Genomic DNA, 24,166 nt, shown 5'->3' with positions numbered 1-24,166 from the left:
CAAGGATTTTTATTATAATTAAGAATTATTTTGTGACCATTCTTCAACATTCCAAGTTTTTGTAATCCAGCCTTCATAAAATTCTGGTTCGTGACATACAAGAAGGATTGTCCCTTTATATGCCTTCAGAGCTTTTTGAAGTTCTTCCTTTGCTGTAACATCAAGATGGTTTGTTGGCTCATCAAATAGGATCCAGTTACTTTCTTCACCCATTAGCTTACATAAACGAACTTTTGCTTGTTCGCCACCACTTAATTGATTTAGCGGGCGAGAGATATGCTCATTTTTTAATCCGCATTTCGCTAACATTGCACGAACTTGATGTTGGTCCATGCTAGGGAATGTGTTCCAAACGTCATCAATTGGTGTTATATTATCAGCTTTTACTTCTTGCTCGAAGTATGCAGGCTCTAAGAAGTCACCAAGACTTGTTTTACCGCTTAAAGGTTTAATTTTTCCTAAAATCGTTTTTAGTAATGTTGATTTACCAACACCATTACAACCAACGATGGCAATTTTTTCACCGCGTTCAATTGTCATTGTTAGCTTTGGTAGTAATGGATGTGTATATCCGATTTCTACATCTTCGCCTTCAAAGACGAAACGGCTACTTGCACGACACTCTTTAAATGAGAATTCTGGCTTAATTGCTGTTTCCGGGCGATCAATACGCTCCATGCGATCAAGTTGTTTTTGACGACTTTTTGCACGACCTGTCGTTGAATAACGAGCTTTGTTCTTTGCAATAAAGTCTTCCTGCTTTTTAATAAACTCTTTCTGTTTTTCATAAGCATTTATATGTTGATTTTTATTAATTTCGGCTAACTCTAGGAATTTTTCGTATGTCGCTGTATAGCGCGTCATTTTTGTAAATTCTAGATGGAAAATAACATCAACGCATTTGTTCATAAATTCCGTATCATGAGAAATTAATAAGAATGCATGTGGATATTCTTTTAAATAATTCGTTAACCAATGAATATGTTCAACGTCTAAATAGTTAGTAGGCTCATCGAGTAATAACACTTCTGGTTGCTCAAGTAATAGCTTTGCAAGCAATACTTTTGTACGTTGCCCACCACTTAGTGCTGAAACATCACGATCTAAACCGATTGCATCAATTCCAAGACCTCTTGCTGCCTCTTCAATTTTCATATCTAGCAAATAGAAACCACCTGCTTCGAGAGCATCTTGTATTTCCGCCATCTCCTCAAGAAGTGCCTCTAATTCTTCTGGTGTTGCAGTTCCCATTTTTTCTGCAACTTCATTTAAAGCTTTTTCTTTTTCAAATAAAGGTAAAAACGCGTCAGCTAATACATCACGAATTGTACGACCTGGTGTTAAAATTGTATGCTGGTCTAAGTAACTGTAATTCGTACCAGGTGTCCATTCTACACGACCCTCATCATGGATAAGTTGACCAGTAATAATATTCATAAATGTTGATTTACCAACACCGTTTGCACCGACTAATCCAACATGCTCTCCTGCTAGTAAACGCATGGATACATCTTTAAATAATGTGCGATCGCCAAATGTATGGCCTAATTTTTCGACTGTTAATAAGCTCATTGTGTCCTCCGTCCAATTCAAAATAGTGTCTTGAATCATGATACTAAATTATTGCGTATAATGCTATCCTTTCAAAATGTATCTTTTTGTAAGAATATGATTGTATTTTTTTTGGAGAAGGATTACAATATAAATTGAACAGTGGTCAATTTATATTGTGAGGTATGAAAAATGTCGCCAAGAAGGGCAGTTAAACAAGAATTAACGAGAGAAATGATTATGAATGTAGCAAGAGACTTATTTATAAAATTAGGTTATCAGCATACTTCAATGCGTAAAATTGCAACAAAATTAGGATATAGCCATGGTGCCATCTATTATCATTTTAAAAATAAAGCAGAGCTTTTCTATGCGATGGTAGAGCAAGATTTTCAATTGCTAAATCAAAAATTAGATGAGATTAATGATCAAAATTTACCGCAAGAGGAACAATTGAAAGCTGTTTTATTTGGTTTTATTGAATTTGGTTTGCAAAATCAAAGTCATTATGAAATTATGTTTTTAATTAGGGATGACGAGTTAAAAGAATGTTTAGCGGATAGCCCAAATGTTAGTTATGAAAAGTTTGCTACTGTTGTATCTTCTTTGTGTAATGAGAAGGTAAATGTAATGACAATATGGTCTGTTTTTCTATCATTACATGGGTTTGTGGCACACTATTGTGGGAATGATCAAACATTTGAAGAAGTAAAAGGATTAGCTAAAGTACACGTGGAGTTTATTTCAAAATCGCTTCTTATGTAAGTGATTTTCTTTTTAATATTAATTAAACAGTGGTTAATTAATTTAGGGGGGATTTATAATGAAAAAAGCTTTAGTGCTAGGAGCATCTGGATCAATGGGGTATGCAATTGTAAAAGAATTATGTAGCAGAGGAATTCATGTAGTGGCCTTTGCGAGGAATAAAGAGAAATTAGAGATATTATTTTCTGGAGAAGAAAATGTGAAAGTTGTAGCGGGAGATGTATTTATACAGGAGGATATAATGGAAGCTGCGAAAGGCGTTGATATTATATTTCATGCTGTAAACATTCCATATTCAGATTGGGAGAAGAAGCAACCAAAATTATTAAAAAATATATTAGAAGTAGCAAGGTATTACGACAGTAAGTTAGGGATAGTTGATAATATTTATGCGTATGGGAGGCAAGGGGAAGAACCTGTAGTGGAAGAAGTTAAAAAGGCACCACATACGAAGAAAGGGAAAATTCGGTTACAACTAGAGATGATGGCAAAACAGGCTCGTGTACAAATGTTTATTGCACATTTTCCTGATTTTTATGGTCCAAATGCAGAAAGTACACTTGTTCATCATACTTTAAATGGGGTACTTGCAAATAAGTTATCAAGCTTTGTTGGAGATAAAAAGATTGCTCGTGAATATATTTTCACACCAGATGGTGCAAAAGCAATGATTGAATTAGCCTTACGTGATGAGGCCTATGGACAAAATTGGAACATACCAGGTTATGGTGTCATTACAGGTGAAGAGATGATTCAACATATACAAGAATTAACGGGATATACAAAACCAGTAATTACAGTAAAAAAAGGTATGATAAATTTAATTGGACTATTTGATAAGCAGATGAAAGAATTCGTGGAAATGCTATATTTGACAGAAAATCCTGTTGTATTAAGCGGAGAGAAATATGAGAGGTATATTGGAATTGTGCCTAGAACTTCCTATTATGAAGGATTAAAGAGAACGATTGTGCACATAAAAGAAAATTGTATATAAGTAAAAAAAGACAAGTTCATCTTCACAATTTGGAAGAGGAACTTGTCTTTTATACTGTTTATCTACCTAGCTTTTTATTTACAAATCCTAAAATTAACCCGCGTATTTGTGGATCAATTGCAAGGCCAATAATACCGTATAATATACCAGTAAGTGTTAGAGCTACCAGTGGTGGTAAGTTAATTAATACTGTGCGGTATATCGCGTAACTGATTATAAATGCTAGTGTATTGAATATTATTCCTTTGAATAGTAATGTAAAGCCTTTACGAACGAATAAAGTAAATCCAATTAATAATGTAATCTCGGTAATGATAGCAGCCACAGCAGCGCCCATCATTCCAAATTGGCTACCTAATGCGATGTAACTTATAATGGCAACAGCTAATCCAATCCCCATCGTTGTCGCACGCTTCCACTGTTGACCAATTGTTGTTAAATTATCAGCAAGTGGATAGTTGATGGATTGTAAAATGACCATAAAGGCTAAAATTGCAAGAGCATCACCAGCTGGTGCATATTCTTCACCTAATAAAGTAACAATCCAAAAGCTTGGATCAGCGATAAATGGAATGGAGATTCCCATTCCTAAGAAAGACATAAGTTTTAATTCGAACTGAGATAGTTTTCTATGTTCATCAATATTCTTTTCATTTCCAAAAGCAAATAATTTTGGATAAAAGGCTGCTGCAATTACGCCGGGTATTTGATAAAGTACAGCAGGTATTTTGGAAGCAGCGCCAAAGAATCCAACTTGCTCATATGTTGAGACTTTTTCTAATATAATAGGCCCTAACTGTGGTAAGAGCATAATGATAATGCCATTGATTGTGAAAATGAGCAATTGATCTAAAATGCCTTTATCCCAGCCCTTATGAACTGTTGTATGGCGAATTACCATTATAAAGGCGATGAGTCCTGTTACGAGACTGGATATCCCGTACATGGCAGCGACCATCATAAGTGACCATTTAAAGGACATTCCTAGTAGAAGAGCAGCTGCGGCTGTTACACCTTGTATTACAGAAATAATCGCTGTAAATTGCATGCGTTCTGTTACTTGGAAGTAAGCCATCCCAACACCTTGTAAAGTGGCTCCAAACATTGTCGGCAGTACAACCCAATATACCATCGCACGTAAGTAAGCATCAGGATAGAAGAACTGAGCGAAAATAGCGAAGAGCACAGAAATTACGATAGCTAATACTAAACGAATACGTAAATAACTACTAATTAGTACGCTAATGTTAGCGTTGCTTCTCGTTCCTTCACGCATAAATGTATGTGTCAAACCTGCATCTGTAAAATAACAAATAACAGCGGAAACTGCTAAAGCAGTTGTAAACATCCCATACTCCTTTGGTGAAACATATCTTGCAAAGAAAATGGTCGCAATAGCAAGTACAAATCGAACAGTAATATTTCCTACAAATAGGTAGGAGGCGTTTTTAAGGATTTTATTTGTTTTCATGGAACAAGACCTTTCTATTTTTCAGGACGCACTTCGTCCTATTTGTAAATTTGCTTTGTTTACGGAAAGTATGTTTAAAAGCGTATTCTTTATTTAAGAAAACATAAACTTTATTCGTACAAACCAAAGCATCGCGTATAGCTTTTTGCTTCGTTTTCCATTTTTCGGATAAATTTTGCGACAGTATTTATTTATATCGCCCTTGATTAATTGAACTTGTGATTTATCTAACTTAGAGCTTCCTTTAATGTATATACAAGCATTGTTAATGACTGTATAGGGGAATAGATAAGTTTCAAGGATTTCAATAAGTTCTGTAGAATCATTCACGATTAAGTCTTTTGATTTATTATGAACCCAATCTTTCATTCGATTAAATACTTCTAATTCTTTTGTTGTTTTTAATTCATAATCTTTATACTTTGAAGAAAGATTTCCTTCTGATAAGATTCGATAATATGTTAAATATTCATCTACATAGCATACATTTGTTACACTCATTAATTTAAATAGAAATTCTAAGTCTTCTCCCCAGCTACATCCTGGTGTGAAACGAATGTTATGATCCATCACGATAGATCTTTTGAAAATCCAAGTGCTCGTTTGAGCAACAACTTGATGTGTTAAGAAAGCTTTTGTCATATCACCTTTAATAAAGTTTGTCGTATGCTCAACTTTTTCCCCAGTCTCTTCGTAAAAGTTCATATAGCCACAATAACAAGCGTTCATGTTGTTTTTATGCATGCTTTCAATTTGTTTTTCTATTTTTGTTGGATGCCATAAATCATCACTATCAAGAAAAGCAACATATTCTCCACTAGCATTTTCAATTCCTGTATTACGAGCAACTGAAACGCCTTGATTTTCTTGTGGGACATATTTTAATTGTCCCGGATATTTCTGTTCAAGATTTTTTACAATAGAAGATGATTGATCTTTACTCCCGTCATCTACAATTACAATTTCAATATTTTTATATGTTTGATTTAGTATTGATTCCATCGTCTCTTCGATGTATTTTTCCGCATTATACAGCGGGATAACAACTGAAACGATTTGTTTTTTTTCCATCATATAATTATTATCTCCTCAAATTTTTTATGTTTTACACTTATATATAAGCCTTTTAAAAGGAAGATGATTACAAGAACATCTGTATAAGTTTACCGCATATAAACTTTGTAAATCAACTTTCTATTGTGGTACCTCGTATAATTTAGAAAGAAATAATTTGAAATGATAAAAGCTCCTGAATTTTTCAAGCAAAATTCAGGAGCTTTAATATATTAGTATTTAGTTAGGAAGTTATTCTTTATCTGTTATCTTTAATTTTTGTTTTAATAATGCATAATCTTGCGTTAATGTTACAAGTTGATGGTGTAATTTGGAGATTTTTCTCGTCAGGTCAAAAATTAAGATAAAACAGAATAATAGTCCGAATAAGAATAAAATGGACGGAGGATATTCTACTTTTAATAGTTTTCCAATCCAATTTATAATTTTATCCGTAGAACTTAAAATAGCCATTGCAATACAAACGAAAATCCATAAAATGGCATATTTTGTTTCTAAATTCCCACGACGAATGGAATTTAGAATTGAGAAGAATAGTAATAAAATAAAGATGAATGAAAAGGTAATTATATGCATTCATTATCAACCTTTCACAATTTTTTGCATCAATATAGCAAGACTTACCTTAACCATGTAATATGCAGATTTAAGGGGAGTGATGGAAGATTGTCCACCTTGTCGCTCTTGCATATTTACAGATATTTCATTAATGCGAAGTTTTTTCTTTTTTAAATGAATAAGGACTTCTGGTTCTGGATAATCTTTTGGATAATTGTGTGCAAAAATCTTAATTACTTCTCGATTGATAGCACGATATCCAGAAGTTGGATCCATAAATGTTTGTTTTGTTAGTACTTTCAATAGAGCGGTAAAATAAAAAATACCGATTCTTCGGGAAATACTACCTTTATATGCTGTTTTTTCTGTAAAACGTGAACCCAGCACCATATCGCATTGATCATCGGCAATAGGCTTTATAATTTTGTATAAATCATCAGGATTATGTTGTCCATCAGCATCGAACTGAATCGCAATATCATATCCGTTCTCATAAGCGTATTTATATCCAGTTTGTACAGCTGAACCGATACCTAGATTATATGGTAAATTAACAAGATGAACAGGGAAATCTTTTACGATTTGAGCTGTTTTATCTTTTGATCCATCATTAATAACGCAAATGCTTAATGCTGTAAAATGCTGTTTTAGTTCTAATAATCTTGTTAATGTATCTGCAATTGCTTCTTCCTCGTTATACGCTGGAATAATAATTAACGTTTTTGGTATTGAAATTGGTACCTCAATAGACATTACCGCACCATCCCTTATATACTTAATCATATTATGGTTATTTTTAAACGAACATTATTTAATATACCATTAATAGTATAACAAAATAAAGGAAAAGCTGATGGGTGATTTTAGGGAATAGGCATCGAATAAAAATGCTAAGGCAACACTTTATTATAATAAAAAATACATGCAAGGAAGAAAAAACCTGTGCATGTATAAGATAAAATCCTAATGTTACATATTCCAAGGCTTACTTAAAGTTAATACTTCAGCCATTTCTTTACTTTTCAAACGCCCTTTTTTTCTATTTTCTGCACGCTCTGAACCAGTTGTATGTAGCCAATGTTCTTCCTCTGTTTCAGGAATTACTTGTGGTACAGATGAAGGTTTTCCGTCTTTTAATGCAACAAATGTAATGAAACACGTTGCGGCCATTCTACGCTCGCCTGCTAGTAGATCCTCCGCAATTACTTTTACGAAAACTTCCATTGAAGATTTTCCTGTATAACATACGAATGCTTCATAACAAACAGAATCTGCTTGGTGAATTGGAGTTAAAAAATCAACGGAATCGATAGATGCTGTTACGCAATGTTTGCGGCTATGTCTTGCAGCTGCAATTGAAGCGATACTATCAATTTCTGCTAATAATTTCCCCCCGAAAAGTGTTTGGTGATTATTTAAATCGTTAGGAAAAACACGTGTTGTTTTAATTGCTTTTGATTCTCGCATGAATTTCTTTTCCATATATTCAGCCCCTATTTTCTGTTTTCAATCAGAGTGACATGTGTAAGTGGAGTACTCATATTAGATATTTAATGAAGTAAAGTGTTCCAAAAGAGGATTATCCCGCTATTTGCGGGCTAATAGTCAGTGGAGGATGAACAAAACCCCCGCGGATTAAAGTTTCACTTTATTGAAATTTCTGTATTTGTATTCATGTAACTGAAAGAAAATTTATCGTATATAAAATGTAGTGTAAAAGAGGATTCGCTTACATTGCAAGTGAAAAAGTAATGACTATGTATTTGTCATAGAAATTCCCTATTAACCTTGTGCCTATTCATGATAGAATCGTTTTGTTATGAATGGAAATAGAGGTGCAATGGACATATGAATCATATACAAACAAATTTTTCATCTTTTTTCAGTAAAATAATGATTGGTGCGATGCTCGCATTTTTTGTTTATAGTTGTTGGTCGGCTTTTGAAGCAAGTAAGCAATTTTTTGAGGGAAGTACAACAAGTATAACAATCGTATTAGTGATTTTTGTTATTCTTATTTTGTTAGTAGCATCAATTTTGCAATATCGTTTTACAGATAAACAGTTTCTTATTTTTCTTATAAGCATATCTATAGTTGTAAGGTTTATCACAGTTCTATTTGTAGATGCTCCCATGATAGGTGATATGAAAGCTATGTATGAGTCTGCAAAGCAGATTGCAATTGGTAATAATATAGAGAATGTAGCACAGTTACCTTTTATTATTTATGAATCGATCATCATCCGTATATTTGGTGATACGGTATTCGCTTTACAACTATTTAATATTTTATTTTGTACAGGAACTGCATTTTTCATTTATCGCATTGCTTCAATGGTCTTTGGGGAAGAGTGTGGTCGTATTGCGTCAATGTTTTACGCTTTATATATTCCAAATATATTTATGAGTTCTGTATTAACGGCAGAATCACTCGCAATATTTTTATTTTATTGTGCTTGTTACATACTTTTATATAAAGGATTAGATCATCCTTATATGTGGGTAATTTCAGCCGTTTTATTTGCGCTCAGCAATATGATTTTACCGATGGGGTTATTTTTACCTATTTTTATAGCTGTATATGTGCTGTTAATTGAATTATTTCAATCAGCAACGAAACAAAAATTACTATTAAAAATGATAGGAATACTTATTCTGTTTTATAGTACTCATTTTGGTGTGAGCTATGGTATTAAGATGATGGGAATGTCACAGTATACAATTTCTAATCAGACTTATGTTCAATCTGTTTTAATTGGAAAAAGTCAAAATGAAGAAAAAACATCCAAAAATCAAAGTGTAAAAGAACACATTGATCAAGAGTTAAAAGAAATGGAAGTAGAAAGATTTAAACTGTTAAAACCAGTTATTAACCAGTTTTCAGATGAGGGAATAAATTCTATTATTTTTAAATGTGAAAAGCTTATATATATAGTGGTGACATTATTCATGGCCATAGCTTTATTACATTTTCTAATTAAGAAACAGCAAAATGAAGGATATATGTTGTTTGTATTATTAATTATCGGATATGTATCGTTAAGGCTCTTTCGAGTTGATATGGCATATTATAATATTATTATGCCAGCTTTGTTTATTTTACAAAGCTTTGGTGTTTATATGAGTTATTTTTATTGCCAAAAAATCTTTTTCAGAAAATAAAAGAACCCATTTGGGGTTCTTTTTTTGTAGATGGGTGATAAGGATGAATACAAAGTGGAGATGAAGAATCTCCGCTTTGTATCGATTTGCCTATCGGTTTAGTTCTAGTTGTAAATTATCCGCTGTTAAGGCCATTTTCGAGGAATCGTCTTGAATACTCTTCATTACTTGTGAAATAGTTTCTAATTCATTTTCAATTTTTTTGTTTTGTTCTTTAGAGTTAGACATATCTTTTACGATTTCTTGGAAATATTGATCTGTCGCATGCATACTATCTGTCCCTTCAGATACGAGAGAGCTTATTTGTTCCACGGAAGAAGAGACGTGTATAATTTGTTCATTCGTTTTTCCAACGAGTTTTGTAACGTTGAAAATGGATTCTTTCGTTTGCTCTGATAACTTTCGGATTTCGCCCGCCACGACTGAAAAACCTTTACCAAATTCGCCAGCACGTGCAGACTCAATGGCAGCATTTAATGCTAGTAAATTTGTTTGCTCGGCGATTGATTTTACAATATCAATGATTTCGTTAATTTTGTTAGAAATATCAAGAAGTTCACGAGTATCAGTAATAATAGTTTCCATATTCGTTTGAATACTTTCCATTCGTTTGTTTTGCAGATTTAATTGTTCTTTTCCTTTGTTGGCCTTTTCTTCTGATGTCGTAGCTAATGATGTACCTGTTTTTGCAATCCCTACGATACTTTCTGATTTAGATGTTAACTGTTGAATAGAAGAGCTTGTTTTTTCAGATACTGCCGCTAGTTCTGTTGCAATATGTGTAATCGTCATAGCGGTCAGTTCTTTTTCTTTTTCATGTTCTTTTTGAATTCTTTCATATTCGGATTCATAAGCTGCAATAACAAGTTCTTGTTCTAATGTGAATAATTTATTTATTACATTTATAGAATATGAAAAGTCGTCTAGCGTTGAAATTTTCGTTTGCAAAATCTTCATGACGGAGCGGAATAACTCTTGATACGCAGCAGTATACCATTTTCTATGTAAACCAATTTGTACGTGCCTTTTTGCGATTCTAACACGTTGTTCAATAAAATCTTCATTCATATTCCCGCTGAACAATTCTTTAATATGTGTCTTTAAAGTTTGTTTTAATTTTGGAATAGAGCTGTAGCGTTCAATAACAGCAATTAAATTAGGTTGTTTTGTGATGTTGGTGTAGAATTTTTCTGTTATCCAATCTATTTCTTCATAAATAAATGGCTGTAATACTTTTACAATTTGTAAATCTTCCTTTGAAATATGTAGCATATCCATTTGAGTTTTTAGTTCAGAATTAGCAGGCACGTTAAATATGATTTGTTGGCCTTCGCTTAATTCGATTATACTGGTGTTTGTTTTATTTTTTTTTAAAACCCCAAGCATCATTCTTCCCCCTGTTTATAAAACGTTTTCATTTTTGTATTCTAATGTAATTATATATTTTTATATACAATTACTCTATAGTATGTGGAATTGTATATAAATTAAGAGAATTCTATGTAGAATTCTCTTAATGGCCTTTATTAATTTTTGCATGTGTTTTAAAGAAAACTGGGAAATGTACATTATATATTACGGTGACTACACGAATAACGAATGTTATTAATAAACAAACATAGAAAGCTAATACGTGTGCCCCCATTGCATGTGTAATTAGGAAACTAACTGCTCCTAAAATAGAAGCAATTGCATATATCTCTTTTCGGAATACATACGGGATATCTTGAGCACAAATGTCGCGTAAAATACCGCCCCCAATACCTGTAATAACTCCCATTGAAACGACTAAAAACGAGGCGTCAACGTGATGTGACATTGCTGCATTTGCACCAATAGCTGTAAATACACCTAAACCAACAGCATCAGAAAGCATAATAACAACTTGAAGTTTATTAATACGCTCAAAAAACATACATGTGAATAATGCTGATAGTACACTTACGAAAAAGTAAATTGGTTTTACAAATGCGACAGGAGGCAGGTTACCAATCATAATATCACGAATAATACCGCCGCCGAGCGCAGTAGCTACAGCTAAACAAAGGACACCAAATAAATCTAGATCTTTTTTCAAACCAACTAATGTACCAGAAATGGCAGCGGCGATAATGCCAAGAAACGTAAATATATCGATTAATAACATGGCTTTAATTCCTTCCCCTTAAAGATGTTCCAGAGAAAAAATATACACTAAAGTTTTGGAAATAACAATTACTTTTCGCTACATGTAGAAAAATGGATGAAATACATAAAGAAAGCGTTTGAAAGTGTTTAGAAAGTAGCAATTGATTAAATTGAAAAAAGTGCGGAAAGATTAATTTTGTAGTTTTTACCGTGGATTAGTTGAAGGGTGTTACAAATGGAATGATTTATATATTATTATAAAATGATAAGAAGTATTTTGTTGTTGTCGAAAATGAGTCAAGGTGTGTTAGATAGTTTTTATTGGAGCAGGGAAGGATAGTTAAAGCACAATGTTTTCTGTTATTAATAATGCTTGATTTGACTTGTTTAGGCATAAAAAATAGTTCTCAATTTAAATATGAGTTATGTTATAATTGCTGGGTGTGTTTAAACGATAGAAAACTATGATTAAAAGATAATGTAAAGATTTTGTATGGAGGTCTTGGAATGTTAGCAAATCAAGCTAGGGTTAGATTTGAGCATTTTTTGCTCTTTTTTATTATTTTACAGCCTGTTTTGGATTTATTAACCTCTCTTAGCATTGAGTTATTAAAAGTAAATGCGACAGTTGGAATTATGGTGAGATTCCTCATTATGGCAATGGGTGGTATTTATATTTTAATTCAGGCAAAAGAAAGAGAAAATAGGAAGTTTTTGATTTATCTTGTATTACTAGGAGTTATATTGGGAATAGGATTTATTAATAACAAGTTAATCAAGAGTCCTATTGTAATCACAGAAGAAGTTAAATTCATTGGGAAAGCATTATATATATATATTATGCTTAGTTCATACATTTTAGCTTTAAAATCACTGAAGAAGACAGTAAATATTAGCGATAAAGTTAGAAATAACATTGTGTATTCAACATTAATTATTAATGTTATTATGGTTATTTCTATTACAACTTCTACAGACTTTGGAAGTTATGAGTGGATGAAAGTTGGTTCCCGAGGATGGTTCTATGCAGGTAATGAACTAGGTTCAATCTTAGCTATTATTTTCCCTATTGTGGTACTATATTCTATTCAAAAAACAAAGAGCGTGAAACACATTTTATACTGGATTCCATCGCTGTTAATGATTTACTCTTTAATTCAAGTTGGTACGAAAGTAGGGATGGGCTCAATTGGTGCTACGTTAGCGGCAGCAATCGGGATTATCGTACTACAATTATTATTTGATAGAAGAAATCCAAACAAAAAGTCTCTTGTACTTAATGGATTAATTGCTATTGTCCTATTAGCTGGTGTTGTCGGAACGTTTAAAATGACGCCATTAGCACAAAATATGGGTATTCATAACAACTATTTATCAGAACAAAATGTAGCGCAGCAAGGTCAAAAAGAAAAAGAAATTAAAGAGAAAATTAAAAAAGAAGAAAAGCAACACAAAGTTGAGAAACCAGAAGAAAAGGCGAAGGTAGAAGCTGAAGTTAAGAAAGAGCTTGAGAAAGAGCAAAAGAAAGAAAATCAAGAAAATCTTATTTTCAGTGGACGTCAAGTATATGAAGAGAGACATAAGCAGTTCTTTAAAGAAGCGCCGATGTCACAGAAACTGTTAGGAATGGGTTACGCAGGTAACTATAAATATAATGAACAAAAGCAGCCAGATCCGAAGCTAATTGAAATGGATTTCCATGATTGGTTTTATGATTTCGGAATTATTGGCTTTGCATTACTAATGATTCCATTTATTTATTATGGCTTAAGAATTCTGCTAGCATTTATTACAAGATTTAAAGAGATATTTAATATAAAATATGGAATGATTACAGCAAGCTTAGTATTAGCACTAGGTATTGCATATATCGCAGGACATATTTTGACGGCACCAGGAGTTGGGATTTACTTTGTAGTGTTGTTAGCTTATCTAATTGTAGACTTAGAAATTGAATGATAAAAATAAAAGCTAACTTTTGTTAGCTTTTATTTTTTAGTACAGTAAAATAAAGATAGATGGAAATGTAGCGAGGATTTAAAGGAGGAAAAAATATGAGGATATTGCATATGAATGCAGGAGCAGAAGATGGTGGAGGAAAAACACATATTATTTCACTTCTCGATCAGTTCCCAACTGGTGAAGTAGAATTAGCAGTATTTGAGGATGGAATTGTTGCGAAAGAAGCAAGAGAGCTAGGAATAAAAGTTCATGTGTTTTCACAAAAATCTCGCTATGATTTATCCATTTTAAAGAACATAAGTGAATTCATTAATAAAGAAAAATTTGATGTAGTTCATACACACGGTCCTAGGGCGAATTTCTTTGTTTCTCTAATGAAGAAGAAATTCGCGGCAAAATGGGTAACGACAATTCATAGTGATCCATTTCAAGACTTTACTAAACAAGGCTTAAAAGGCTGGATTTTCACTAAGTTAAATTTGAAAGCTTTAAAAAATATAGATTTATTTTTTGTTGTAACGAATAGGTTGAAAAAAAGCTTAGCGGCATTAGGTATTTCAAATGAAAAGATGCATGTTATTTATAACGGGATTGAATATGATCAGGAAAAAGCAGATGGCTATAATAAAAAGGAAATGTTTAATATTGACGAAGATGTGTTTACGGCAATCCAAGTAGCGCGTCTGCATCCTGTTAAAGGACATGAAGTTTTATTCGATGCGTTACAACAAACGAAATTGGAAAAAATTAAAGTGTTATTAGTTGGTGATGGGCCGTTAGAAGGAGAATTAAAGGCCTTAGCTACTGAAAAAGGGATTAATGATAAAGTTGAATTTTTAGGGCATCGTCAAGATGTGAAACAATTATTTGCTTCATCCCATGTCAATTTGTTAACTTCCCATAGTGAAGGATTTCCATTAGTTTTATTAGAAGCGGCAAATCAACGTGTACCATCAATTGTGACTAGAGCAGGAGAAATCGAACCGTTAATTGCAGATGAAACTTATGGGTGGATTGTACCAACTGGTGATGGCAAAGCATTGGCATCGGCACTAGAAGAGGCGTATGATAAGTGGAAAACTGGAGAGTTATCAGTAATGGGCAAGCATATTTATGAGCATGCGACTATGAACTTCTCACTTCAAAAATTATATGAAGATACGAAAGAAACATATAAGCAATTAATAACAAAAAACCTTTAATGATAGAGAGGATAGTTAAATATGGCAGTACAAACGGTTGATATTCTAGGTGTTCCTTTCTCTACAATGACAATGGATGAAACGATCCAACATTTAAAGAAGCAACTAGAATTAGAGCAAGCTCATACTTTTCAGGTGGTAACAGCAAATCCTGAAATTGTTATGTGCGCAAAAAAGGATGAAAAATTCCATAAAATATTATTAAATACAGATTTAATTACACCTGATGGTATTGGGGTTGTAAAAGCAAGTGGTATGCTTGGTACACCTTTAAAAGAGCGGGTAGCGGGATTTGATTTAATGAGCAATTTATTTGCAAAGTTATCAGAAGAGAATAAATCAGTATCTGTTTTTTTATTAGGTGCAAAACCACATGTTGTACAAGCCGCGGCTAATCATTTAACGAAGACATATTCGGCTGCATCTATCGTGGGTACACAAGATGGATATTTTAAACAAGAAGAAGAAGAGAATATTGTTTCACGTATTCAAGAGGCAAAACCAGACCTATTACTTGTTGCACTTGGCTTCCCAAGGCAAGAAAACTTTATCCAAAATAATAAGCATCGTTTAGAAACGAAAATGGCTGTTGGAGTAGGCGGTAGTTTAGATGTGTGGGCTGGAGAGGTAAAGCGTGCACCAAAGTGGATACAAGCTATTCATTTAGAGTGGTTTTACAGATTATGTAGTAATCCAACACGCTGGCGTCGTCAGTTAGTACTAGCCGAGTTTTTAAAAGAAGTAATGCGTTCAAAAAAGTAGCGGAACATCGCTACTTTTTTATTTGTTTATTTTTGATAAACATTTTACTTTTTGGGAATGATGAAGGAGAATTTTTTATACGAAAGTATTTTACTTATGCAATACACAAATGTAAAATGATGTGTAAAGACACCTGTGTAAGGAGGACTTCTTGTGAGCAAGGTAAAAGAAATTTCGAAGCGAAAGCTACTTGGTATAGCTGGACTTGGCTGGCTATTTGACGCAATGGATGTTGGAATGCTTTCATTTGTAATAGTGGCGTTGCAAAAAGAGTGGGGATTAAGTACTCAAGAGATGGGTTGGATAGGTAGTATTAACTCAATTGGTATGGCTGTAGGGGCGCTCATTTTTGGGATACTATCAGATAAAATAGGACGGAAATCGGTCTTTATTATTACATTATTACTATTTTCTATCGGTAGTGGCTTAACGGCTTTAACGACGACACTCGCGATGTTCCTCGTTTTACGCTTTTTAATTGGTATGGGACTTGGCGGGGAACTTCCAGTTGCATCTACCCTTGTATCGGAGAGTGTTGAAGCGCACGAACGTGGGAAAATAGTTGTACTATTAGAAAGCTTTTGGGCTGGTGGTTGGTTAATCGCAGCTCTTATCTCATATTTTGTTATTCCTAAATACGGTTGGGAAGTTGCTATGGTATTAAGTGCAGTTCCAGCGTTATATGCTTTATATTTAAGATGGAATTTACCCGATTCTCCAAGGTTCCAAAAGGTTGAAAAAAGGCCATCTGTTATTGAAAATATAAAATCGGTTTGGTCTGGAGAATATCGTAAAGCAACAATTATGTTATGGATTCTATGGTTTTGTGTTGTCTTTTCCTATTATGGAATGTTCCTTTGGTTACCTAGTGTAATGGTACTAAAAGGCTTTAGTTTAATAAAAAGTTTTCAGTACGTACTTATTATGACTTTAGCTCAACTTCCAGGATATTTCACAGCTGCATGGTTTATTGAACGTCTTGGTCGCAAATTTGTATTGGTTACGTATTTAATTGGTACAGCATGTAGTGCTTATGTGTTCGGAATTGCGGATTCATTAACAGCATTAATAGTGGCGGGTATGTTACTATCCTTCTTTAATTTAGGTGCTTGGGGTGCATTATACGCTTATACACCGGAACAGTATCCAACAACTATTCGCGGTACAGGTGCAGGAATGGCAGCGGCATTTGGACGTATTGGTGGTATTCTTGGACCACTATTAGTAGGGTATTTAGTTGCTTCACAAGCGTCACTATCGCTAATATTTACGATTTTCTGTGGATCAATTTTAATTGGGGCACTTGCTGTCATTATACTTGGTCAAGAAACGAAACAGAGGGAATTAGTATAAAGTGAAACTTTAATCAGTGGGTGTTTTGTCCATCAACCACTGATTGTTAGCCCGCACCAATCGGGATAAAAGAAAAGGGGAACCAAAGCGGTTTCCTTTTTTCTGTTTTTTTAGATAAATAATGGTATAGTAAGAAAAAGGGATTGTTTCTTACTAAAGCGAATGTATACAACAAGACGTATGGACAAAGGAATTAGGTGGCTGGATAAATGAAAATCTTACTTATCATGGGAGAAACAGAAGAGCGAAGAAAATTAGTTGAGAACTTTACTGAAAACATTCGAAATGTAGAATGTTTTGAAGCGGAAACTGGAACAGAATCTTTGCTAATAATGAAAAAACATACACCTGATTTTGTTTTTTTAAATTCGCAATTAATGGATGGTACTGGTTTTGAATATTCGAGTTTGTTACGAGAAGTGAATTGTTATACGAAATTTATTTTTATTGGTGAGGATATAGAAGAGGCAATTACAGCTTTTCGTTTCCAAGCATTTTATTATTTATTACGACCATTTCGTGAAGAAGATTTACAGTTCATTTTATATAAAATGGGGAAAGAACAAGGTGAGAAAGCAAAGAGTCATTTGCGTAAATTGCCGATAGAAGGCCATGAGGGGATTAGATATATTTTCCCAGAAGATATTGTATATGTAAGTAAAAATAAGGAAAACAAAACCGTTTCAATTTATACAACGAATAATCAGTATATTTCAACATATACACTCCAAGAATTAGAAAATAAACTAAATGCATATGATTTTTTACGTGTACATAAAAGCTATTTAATTAATATGTCGTATGTACAAGAACTGAAACCTTATTATAATGGCACGTATAATTTGCATTTAGACAGGTACGATGAGCAACCGATTCCAGTAAGCCGCAATTATGTAAAACGACTTCGAAATAAAATTGAACTGTGACAAGTAATGAGAGAATTTCAACATGATAATCTAAAAATCCTTCATGATAAGGAGGATTTAAGTTAAGTATTCAGAAAATTTAGTACAATCTCCACTAAGAAGTAGTAATGGGGGGATTGTATGTGAAAATATTGAAGTCAATTTTACTTTGGGGAGTTATTGCAGCGCTAGGAGCATCTGCTTTTGGTGTAATAGCGTTATCGCAAGGTGAGACAATTAATGCTGTATGGCTATTAGTTGCTGCTGTATCAGTGTATGCGATTGCGTATCGCTTTTATAGTAGATTTATAGCGAGGAAAGTTTTTGGTCTAGATAATAATAGACAAACACCTGCTCATACGTTAAACGATGGCAAGGATTATGTTCCGACAAATAAATGGGTTTTATTCGGACATCACTTTGCAGCGATTGCAGGGGCTGGTCCTTTAGTAGGACCGATTTTGGCGGCGCAGATGGGGTATTTACCTGGGACAATTTGGATTATTGTTGGGGTAGTTATTGCTGGAGCTGTACAGGATTTTGTAATTTTATTTGCTTCAATGAGACGTAATGGTAAATCATTAGGAGAAATGATTAAAGATGAGATTGGTCCTGTTACAGGATTAATTGCAATGATTGGTATTTTAGGTATTATGATCATTTTATTAGCGGTATTAGCTTTAGTAGTTGTGAAGGCGCTTGTTGGAAGCCCATGGGGAATGTTTACAATCGCAGCAACGATTCCAATTGCTATTTTAATGGGAGTTTACATGCGTTACATTAGGCCAGGGCGAGTAGGAGAAGGATCAGTAATCGGTATTGTTCTGCTAATCTTATCTCTTATTGGAGGACAATATGTAGCAGAAAATCCAACGCTTGCAAGTATGTTTACTTTTAGTGGTGAGACAATTGCTATTATGCTTATTGTATATGGATTTATTGCATCGGCATTACCGGTTTGGATGTTATTAGCACCACGTGATTATTTAAGTACATTTTTAAAAATAGGGACGATACTTGGGTTAGCAATCGGTATTTTAGTTGTAGCACCAGATTTAAAAATGCCAGCAGTTTCGCAATTTATCGACGGGACAGGTCCTGTTTTCTCCGGCAATTTATTCCCGTTCTTATTTATTACGATTGCCTGTGGTGCAGTGTCTGGATTCCATGCTCTCGTTTCATCTGGTACGACGCCAAAAATGATTGAACAAGAAGGCCACGCAAAGCCAATCGGTTATGGAGCAATGTTAATGGAATCGTTTGTAGCAGCGATGGCAATGATTGCAGCTTGTGTATTAACACCAGGAACTTATTTTGCAATTAATAGTCCTGCAGCACTTATCGGCACGGATGTATCGCAGGCAGCTCAAGTTATTTCTTCATGGGGATTTGCTATTACACCGAATGAATTAAAAGATCTTGCTGTTAATGTCGGAGAACAGACCATTTTATCACGTACAGGTGGTGCACCCACATTAGCAATTGGTATGGCTTATATATTTTCGCAAGTAATGGGCGGAACGGCGATGATGGCATTTTGGTACCATTTTGCTATTCTTTTTGAAGCACTATTTATTTTAACAACGATTGATGCGGGAACACGCGTAGGGCGATTTATGATTCAAGACATTTTAGGTCATGTATATAAGCCGTTTGCGAAAACAGATTCAACATTAGCAAATGTGATAGCTACAACACTATGTGTACTAGGATGGGGGTATTTCTTATACCAAGGGGTAATAGATCCGCTTGGTGGAATTAATACATTATGGCCACTTTTCGGTATTGCAAACCAAATGTTAGCAGGTATTGCATTATTACTTGGAACGACAATCTTGTTCAAAATGGGAAAAAAGGCATATGTTTGGGTGACACTTATTCCAACTGTCGGATTGCTTATTGTAACAATGACAGCAGGTTATCAAAAGCTATTTCATGAAAATCCCAAAATAGGATTTCTATCACATGCGAAAGTATTCCAGGGAGCATTAGATGATGGGAAGGTATTAGCTCCAGCTAAAAATTTTGCGCAAATGAAACAAATTATTTTGAATGACTATATTGATGCAGCGCTTTGTGGAATTTTTATGATAGTTGTAATCGCTGTATTAATTTCTGCACTTCGAATTTGGATTCAAGTATTAAGAAATAAGCCGATGCCGTTAAAAGAGGCACCATATATTCCAAGGGATGAAAGTGAGTCGAGGAACTATGCTTAAAAATTTACGGAACGTATGGGGAAAGAGAAAGCAATTTATTAGTTTACTTGTTGGAGTTCCAAGTTATGAAACGTATGTAAATCACATGAAAGTACATCATCCAGAAGAGAAAATTCTATGTCAAAAGCAATTTTTTGCTGAGGCACAAGAAGCTAGATTTAATGCAAAAGGCGGAAAGATATCGCGATGTTGTTAATGGAGGGGACGAAATTTCGTCTCCTTTTTTATTTTGCTTTTTGCTGTTCCACGTGGAACAATAAAATAAAAAAGTTTGGGAATTATAGGTATTTCGTAATACAATAACATATAGAAAGTGATAGATGGAAAAGAAAAAGTAGGGAGATTATTTTATGTTCAGAGATCTATTTGTAAATATGACAATCATTCTTTCCTTTATCTTTGTAGGTGCTCAGCTTTTAAGAGATAAGCCGTTAAAAGAAGGGTTCTCTTTTTGGCAGAAATGTTTGGTCGGTATTTTAACTGGAATATTAAGTATATTATTGATGCATTTTGGTGTACATATTGAAAATATTATGTTGGATTTACGTTATTTAGCAGTTATTTTGGCAGTTATAATTGGTGGCCCAATAGCTAGTAGTATAACAGTTATGATCATTTTAATAACTCGGATAATTTTTACTGAGTACTCTTTAGCCTCTGAATTGGCCGGATATACTATCGTGGCAATAGGGATTGGCGTTACCCTCATTTGGCGGATGAAGATTTCTATATTTACAAAATGGATATGGTTTAACGTGTACAGTTTGTCTATTTTAATACTACCACTCTATATTTTATTTAAGGATATATATGTAGTGGTATTATATTTAGTTTGTTGTATTGTAGCAGCATACATCACATTTGTAAGTGCAAGTTACGTATTGCAATCCAATGAATTGTTTCAAAAGATGAAGCATTATGCAACGATAGATGCATTAACGAATCTAGGAAATGTAAGGCAGTTTGATTTAGAGATGAATCGCCATATTGGTAACAAGTATATGAAAAATGATTCACTTTGTTTATTACTTATCGATATTGATCACTTTAAGTATGTAAATGATACGTATGGACATCCTGCTGGGGATGAGGTATTAAAACAAGTGGGGCGTATTTTGTTAGAGAATGCACCATTCCCAAATTTAGTCTTTCGAAAGGGTGGCGAAGAGTTTGCTCTGTTGTTACCAAAAAAGAGATTAGCATTTGGAACTCGTATAGGGGAACAAATTCGACTAGCCGTTGAAAATCATTCATTCCAACTGAAAAATGGAAAAAAAATTAAAATCACAATTTCTGTCGGAATTTCAGAGTATAAAAAATCACCTGATCAATTTATTCAATCAGCGGATGATGCATTATATTATTCAAAAAGAAATGGTAGAAACAAGGTTAGTTCAGCATCATAGGGATTCGGGGAGTACTTTAAAACATTTCTGCAAAATAATTAAAACCCACAGAACAATAAATGTTCTGTGGGTTTTAATCTATTTTTAAATTTATTAATAAAAAGCGTTATGTTAGACAAGTTCTTTCGGTGCAACGAATTTGCGATATGCACCGTGATGTGTTGGTCCTACGTATTCGTTGATCTTAAATGAATGACGAATTGCAGCTGTGATGAATTCTTTCGCGGTTTTTACTGCTTCTTTCACAGTTTTTCCTTTTGCAAGTTCTGCTGTAATTGCAGCAGAATATGTACAACCTGCACCGTGTGTATTTGTCGTATCGATCTTTTCTGATTCTAGAAGATCGAATGTTTCGCCGTCATATAACACATCAATAGCAGTTTCTGTGCCTAGTTTGCTACCACCTTTAATCAGTACGTATTTAGCACCTAAAGCGTGGATTTTTTTTGCAGCTTCTTTCATGTCGTCAAGAGAATTAATTTTCACACCACTTAATTGATATGCTTCAAATAAGTTTGGCGTTACAACTAATGCTTTTGGGACAAGAACGTCACGTAAGCAATCATTCGTTTCAGGATGTAATGCTTCGTCAGCTCCTTTACATACCATAACAGGATCAACTACTACATTTTCGAAATTGTGCTTTTCAATTGTTTCTGCAACCATTTCGATAATTTCTACTGATCCAAGCATACCTGTTTTTAAAGCATCTACGCCAACACCTTCAATTGTTGTTTCTAATTGTGGTTTTAATGTAGAAGCCGCAATTGGGAATACGTTATGTGCCCAACCGTTATGTGGGTCCATTGTTACGATTGTTGTAAGAGATGTCATTCCATATACGCCAAGTTCTTGGAATGTTTTTAAATCTGCTTGTATACCAGCACCGCCACTTGTGTCAGAACCAGCGATTGTAAGTGCCTTATTTAATGTCATTATGAAAGCCCCCTCAAGTGATATAATGAAAACTATGTTTTCACTATTATATCAATGTTACGAATAAGTACAAAGTGAAAAGTAGATGATTTACTTGAGAAGCGATTTAAAATCTTGTATGTAGGAGACTTGATATGTTTCGAGATAATCGTACAAATGAATTAGTTATATTAAAAGAAATTGCAGAAACGCTAAATACATCAAATGATACCTACCATGTATTGCAAGCGGTCCTAGAAAAATTACTAAGTGTAACAGGTTTAACGACAGGATGGATTTTTCTTGCGGATGAAAATGGGAGGTATACAAAGTTAATTGATTATCAGTTACCAGAGGCACTTACATATGAAAATAAACGCCCAATGTGTGAAGGTGAGTGTTGGTGTTTACGTGGTTTTGTAGATGGGAAGCTAGAGCGCGCGGTTAATATTATTGAATGTAAAAGAATTAATAATGCAATTGAATATAATTGGGGAGATACGGAAGGAATTCTTCATCATGCTACGGTTCCTTTAAAGGCCGGAGGGGAAAAAATCGGGGTATTAAATGTTGCAAGCCCAGGTAAAACACATTTTTCAGAAGAAGAATTGGTTTTGCTCCAATCCGTTGCTTTTCAAATCGGGACGGCTTTAAAGCGAACCAAATTATATGAAAATGAAAAACGAAGAGCACATTATTATGTGAAATTGGAACGTTTTATTCAAGCGTTAAAAACGATTCATAAGTTTAATGTATTACCTGAGAAGGTGGTAAATCACGTGGGTGAAGTATTTCAATGGAATCAAGTGGCGTTTTTTATTAGAGAAGAAACAGAATTATCTTTGCGAGCGTCTTATGGTCAGGAAGAGTTACAGGACGATGTGAAAGAAGCAGCAAAGAAGGCATTAGAAAAAGATGAGCCTGTTTTATTAAAACGTCAAATTGGTCATATTGTACATCCAAATAGGGCCGTTATCGCTACGCCAATACATATTCAAAGTCATATGTTTGGTGTCTTGTGTGTTAGTTCAAATAATGGAGAGTTTGATGTTAATACAATAGATGTAATGCAAGCTCTATCGAATCATATTTCGTTAATAATAGAGAATTTAAGATTAAATGTGCAACGCCGTGAACTTGTACGGATGGAAGAAAGAAATCGGTTAGCAAGAGATTTACATGACTCAGTTTCACAAAAATTATTTTCATTAACTTTTATGACAAAGGGTGCTGAAGCTGTTTTAAAAGGCCAAAATGAAAAGGTAGATAGTTCTTTGTATGAGATGCGTGAACTAGCGCAAGGTGCTTTGAAAGAAATGAGGACCTTGATTTGGCAGCTTCGTCCGGCAGGATTAGAGAAGGGGTTATTACCAGCTCTAAAGCAATATGGCGAAAGTTTGGGATTGAAAATTCGGGAACAGGTTACTGGTGTTCGTGATTTGCCACGCGTAGTAGAGGAAGCGCTATGGCGAATTGGACAAGAATCTTTAAATAACGTAAGTAAGCATGCGAATGTACGAGAAGCGACGATTTATTTCAAGGTGACGGAGAAAAATGTATCATTAGAAATAATCGATCAAGGAAACGGCTTTGAAGAAAAGGATATAAAAGAGAAGAAATCGCTTGGTATGACTATGATGCGTGAAAGAGTAGAATTAGTTGGTGGAACAATTAAAATTGTAAGTGATAAGAAAAGAACAAGTGTAAAAGTAAATGTACCATTATGATGTGAAAATG

21 protein-coding genes and 1 pseudogene are annotated in these 24,166 nt (G+C 34.0%); 12 read left to right on the top strand and 10 right to left on the bottom strand.

Annotated features, from left to right (window positions below):
- Positions 1-18: 18 nt before the first annotated feature.
- On the bottom strand, positions 19-1,572 hold the full coding sequence (locus EXW56_RS25940; protein WP_002198708.1) for an ABC-F family ATP-binding cassette domain-containing protein: 1,554 nt from the start codon (positions 1,570-1,572) through the stop codon (positions 19-21).
- 171 nt (positions 1,573-1,743) lie between these two features.
- On the opposite strand from EXW56_RS25940, the gene EXW56_RS25935 reads away from it, so the two are divergent.
- On the top strand, positions 1,744-2,316 hold the full coding sequence (locus tag EXW56_RS25935) for a TetR/AcrR family transcriptional regulator (protein WP_002198709.1): 573 nt from the start codon (positions 1,744-1,746) through the stop codon (positions 2,314-2,316).
- Positions 2,317-2,374: 58 nt separating this feature from the next.
- The gene (locus EXW56_RS25930; protein ID WP_002198710.1) at positions 2,375-3,313 is read left to right on the top strand and encodes an SDR family NAD(P)-dependent oxidoreductase; all 939 of its coding nucleotides are present in this window, start codon (positions 2,375-2,377) and stop codon (positions 3,311-3,313) included.
- A gap of 58 nt (positions 3,314-3,371) precedes the next feature.
- On the opposite strand, the gene EXW56_RS25925 is transcribed toward EXW56_RS25930, so the two are convergent.
- The 5 genes from EXW56_RS25925 to EXW56_RS25905 all read right to left on the bottom strand — a co-directional run bounded on the left by EXW56_RS25925 (position 3,372) and on the right by EXW56_RS25905 (position 7,898).
- On the bottom strand, positions 3,372-4,784 hold the full coding sequence (locus EXW56_RS25925) for an oligosaccharide flippase family protein (protein ID WP_070140182.1): 1,413 nt from the start codon (positions 4,782-4,784) through the stop codon (positions 3,372-3,374).
- Positions 4,785-4,877: 93 nt separating this feature from the next.
- Positions 4,878-5,858 (bottom strand): glycosyltransferase family 2 protein, encoded by a 981-nt coding sequence (locus tag EXW56_RS25920; RefSeq protein WP_002198712.1) that lies wholly within the window; start codon positions 5,856-5,858, stop codon positions 4,878-4,880.
- A 231-nt stretch (positions 5,859-6,089) separates the two neighbouring features.
- A complete protein-coding gene (locus EXW56_RS25915; protein WP_002113172.1) occupies positions 6,090-6,434 on the bottom strand; it encodes a DUF2304 domain-containing protein in 345 nt (114 codons plus the stop codon).
- 6 nt (positions 6,435-6,440) lie between these two features.
- Positions 6,441-7,169 (bottom strand): glycosyltransferase family 2 protein, encoded by a 729-nt coding sequence (locus tag EXW56_RS25910; RefSeq protein ID WP_002113170.1) that lies wholly within the window; start codon positions 7,167-7,169, stop codon positions 6,441-6,443.
- A 216-nt stretch (positions 7,170-7,385) separates the two neighbouring features.
- A complete protein-coding gene (locus EXW56_RS25905) occupies positions 7,386-7,898 on the bottom strand; it encodes an acyl-CoA thioesterase (protein WP_000412118.1) in 513 nt (170 codons plus the stop codon).
- A 366-nt stretch (positions 7,899-8,264) separates the two neighbouring features.
- Between EXW56_RS25905 and EXW56_RS25900 the strand changes: the two genes are divergently transcribed.
- Positions 8,265-9,578 carry an ArnT family glycosyltransferase gene (locus tag EXW56_RS25900; RefSeq protein ID WP_002198713.1) on the top strand — a complete coding sequence of 438 codons (1,314 nt, stop codon included), beginning with the start codon at positions 8,265-8,267 and terminating at the stop codon, positions 9,576-9,578.
- A 90-nt stretch (positions 9,579-9,668) separates the two neighbouring features.
- Here the strand turns inward: EXW56_RS25900 and EXW56_RS28140 are convergent, their stop codons facing one another.
- From EXW56_RS28140 to EXW56_RS25890, 3 genes and pseudogenes are all read right to left on the bottom strand, one after another.
- Positions 9,669-10,475 carry a methyl-accepting chemotaxis protein gene (locus tag EXW56_RS28140; protein ID WP_414590347.1) on the bottom strand — a complete coding sequence of 269 codons (807 nt, stop codon included), beginning with the start codon at positions 10,473-10,475 and terminating at the stop codon, positions 9,669-9,671.
- Positions 10,473-10,850: pseudogene (locus EXW56_RS28135) on the bottom strand (protoglobin family protein); the annotation flags it as partial. The pseudogene EXW56_RS28135 and the gene EXW56_RS28140, both read right to left, overlap by 3 nt.
- 241 nt (positions 10,851-11,091) lie before the next feature.
- The gene (locus EXW56_RS25890) at positions 11,092-11,724 is read right to left on the bottom strand and encodes a trimeric intracellular cation channel family protein (protein WP_000924380.1); all 633 of its coding nucleotides are present in this window, start codon (positions 11,722-11,724) and stop codon (positions 11,092-11,094) included.
- Positions 11,725-12,212: 488 nt separating this feature from the next.
- On the opposite strand from EXW56_RS25890, the gene EXW56_RS25885 reads away from it, so the two are divergent.
- The 8 genes from EXW56_RS25885 to EXW56_RS25850 all read left to right on the top strand — a co-directional run bounded on the left by EXW56_RS25885 (position 12,213) and on the right by EXW56_RS25850 (position 21,514).
- Positions 12,213-13,664: an O-antigen ligase family protein gene (locus tag EXW56_RS25885; RefSeq protein ID WP_002198715.1), complete on the top strand. Its 1,452-nt coding sequence runs from the start codon at positions 12,213-12,215 to the stop codon at positions 13,662-13,664.
- Positions 13,665-13,759: 95 nt separating this feature from the next.
- A complete protein-coding gene (locus tag EXW56_RS25880; RefSeq protein ID WP_098988822.1) occupies positions 13,760-14,869 on the top strand; it encodes a glycosyltransferase family 4 protein in 1,110 nt (369 codons plus the stop codon).
- A gap of 21 nt (positions 14,870-14,890) precedes the next feature.
- Positions 14,891-15,631 carry a WecB/TagA/CpsF family glycosyltransferase gene (locus EXW56_RS25875; RefSeq protein WP_002159712.1) on the top strand — a complete coding sequence of 247 codons (741 nt, stop codon included), beginning with the start codon at positions 14,891-14,893 and terminating at the stop codon, positions 15,629-15,631.
- 153 nt (positions 15,632-15,784) lie between these two features.
- Positions 15,785-16,984, top strand: coding sequence for an MFS transporter (locus tag EXW56_RS25870; RefSeq protein ID WP_215597114.1), 1,200 nt, complete (start codon positions 15,785-15,787; stop codon positions 16,982-16,984).
- 209 nt (positions 16,985-17,193) lie between these two features.
- Positions 17,194-17,910 (top strand): LytR/AlgR family response regulator transcription factor, encoded by a 717-nt coding sequence (locus EXW56_RS25865; RefSeq protein WP_002113162.1) that lies wholly within the window; start codon positions 17,194-17,196, stop codon positions 17,908-17,910.
- Positions 17,911-18,032: 122 nt separating this feature from the next.
- A complete protein-coding gene (gene cstA, locus EXW56_RS25860) occupies positions 18,033-20,108 on the top strand; it encodes a carbon starvation protein CstA (RefSeq protein WP_071151673.1) in 2,076 nt (691 codons plus the stop codon).
- Positions 20,101-20,304, top strand: a complete 204-nt coding sequence (locus tag EXW56_RS25855; protein WP_002198719.1) for a YbdD/YjiX family protein — start codon at positions 20,101-20,103, stop codon at positions 20,302-20,304. Before cstA ends, EXW56_RS25855 begins: the two co-directional genes overlap by 8 nt.
- A 154-nt stretch (positions 20,305-20,458) precedes the next feature.
- Positions 20,459-21,514, top strand: a complete 1,056-nt coding sequence (locus EXW56_RS25850) for a GGDEF domain-containing protein (RefSeq protein ID WP_002198720.1) — start codon at positions 20,459-20,461, stop codon at positions 21,512-21,514.
- A gap of 111 nt (positions 21,515-21,625) precedes the next feature.
- On the opposite strand, the gene pdxK is transcribed toward EXW56_RS25850, so the two are convergent.
- The gene (gene pdxK / locus EXW56_RS25845; protein ID WP_215597113.1) at positions 21,626-22,450 is read right to left on the bottom strand and encodes a pyridoxine/pyridoxal/pyridoxamine kinase; all 825 of its coding nucleotides are present in this window, start codon (positions 22,448-22,450) and stop codon (positions 21,626-21,628) included.
- Positions 22,451-22,584: 134 nt separating this feature from the next.
- On the opposite strand from pdxK, the gene EXW56_RS25840 reads away from it, so the two are divergent.
- Positions 22,585-24,156, top strand: coding sequence for a GAF domain-containing sensor histidine kinase (locus EXW56_RS25840; RefSeq protein ID WP_016106760.1), 1,572 nt, complete (start codon positions 22,585-22,587; stop codon positions 24,154-24,156).
- Positions 24,157-24,166: the final 10 nt, after the last annotated feature.

Origin of the sequence: Bacillus mycoides (assembly GCF_018742245.1) — a bacterium.
GTDB lineage: Bacteria > Bacillota > Bacilli > Bacillales > Bacillaceae_G > Bacillus_A > Bacillus_A cereus_U.
Note: the sequence above shows the minus strand (reverse complement) of the source record. Positions and strands in the feature narration are given on the sequence as shown.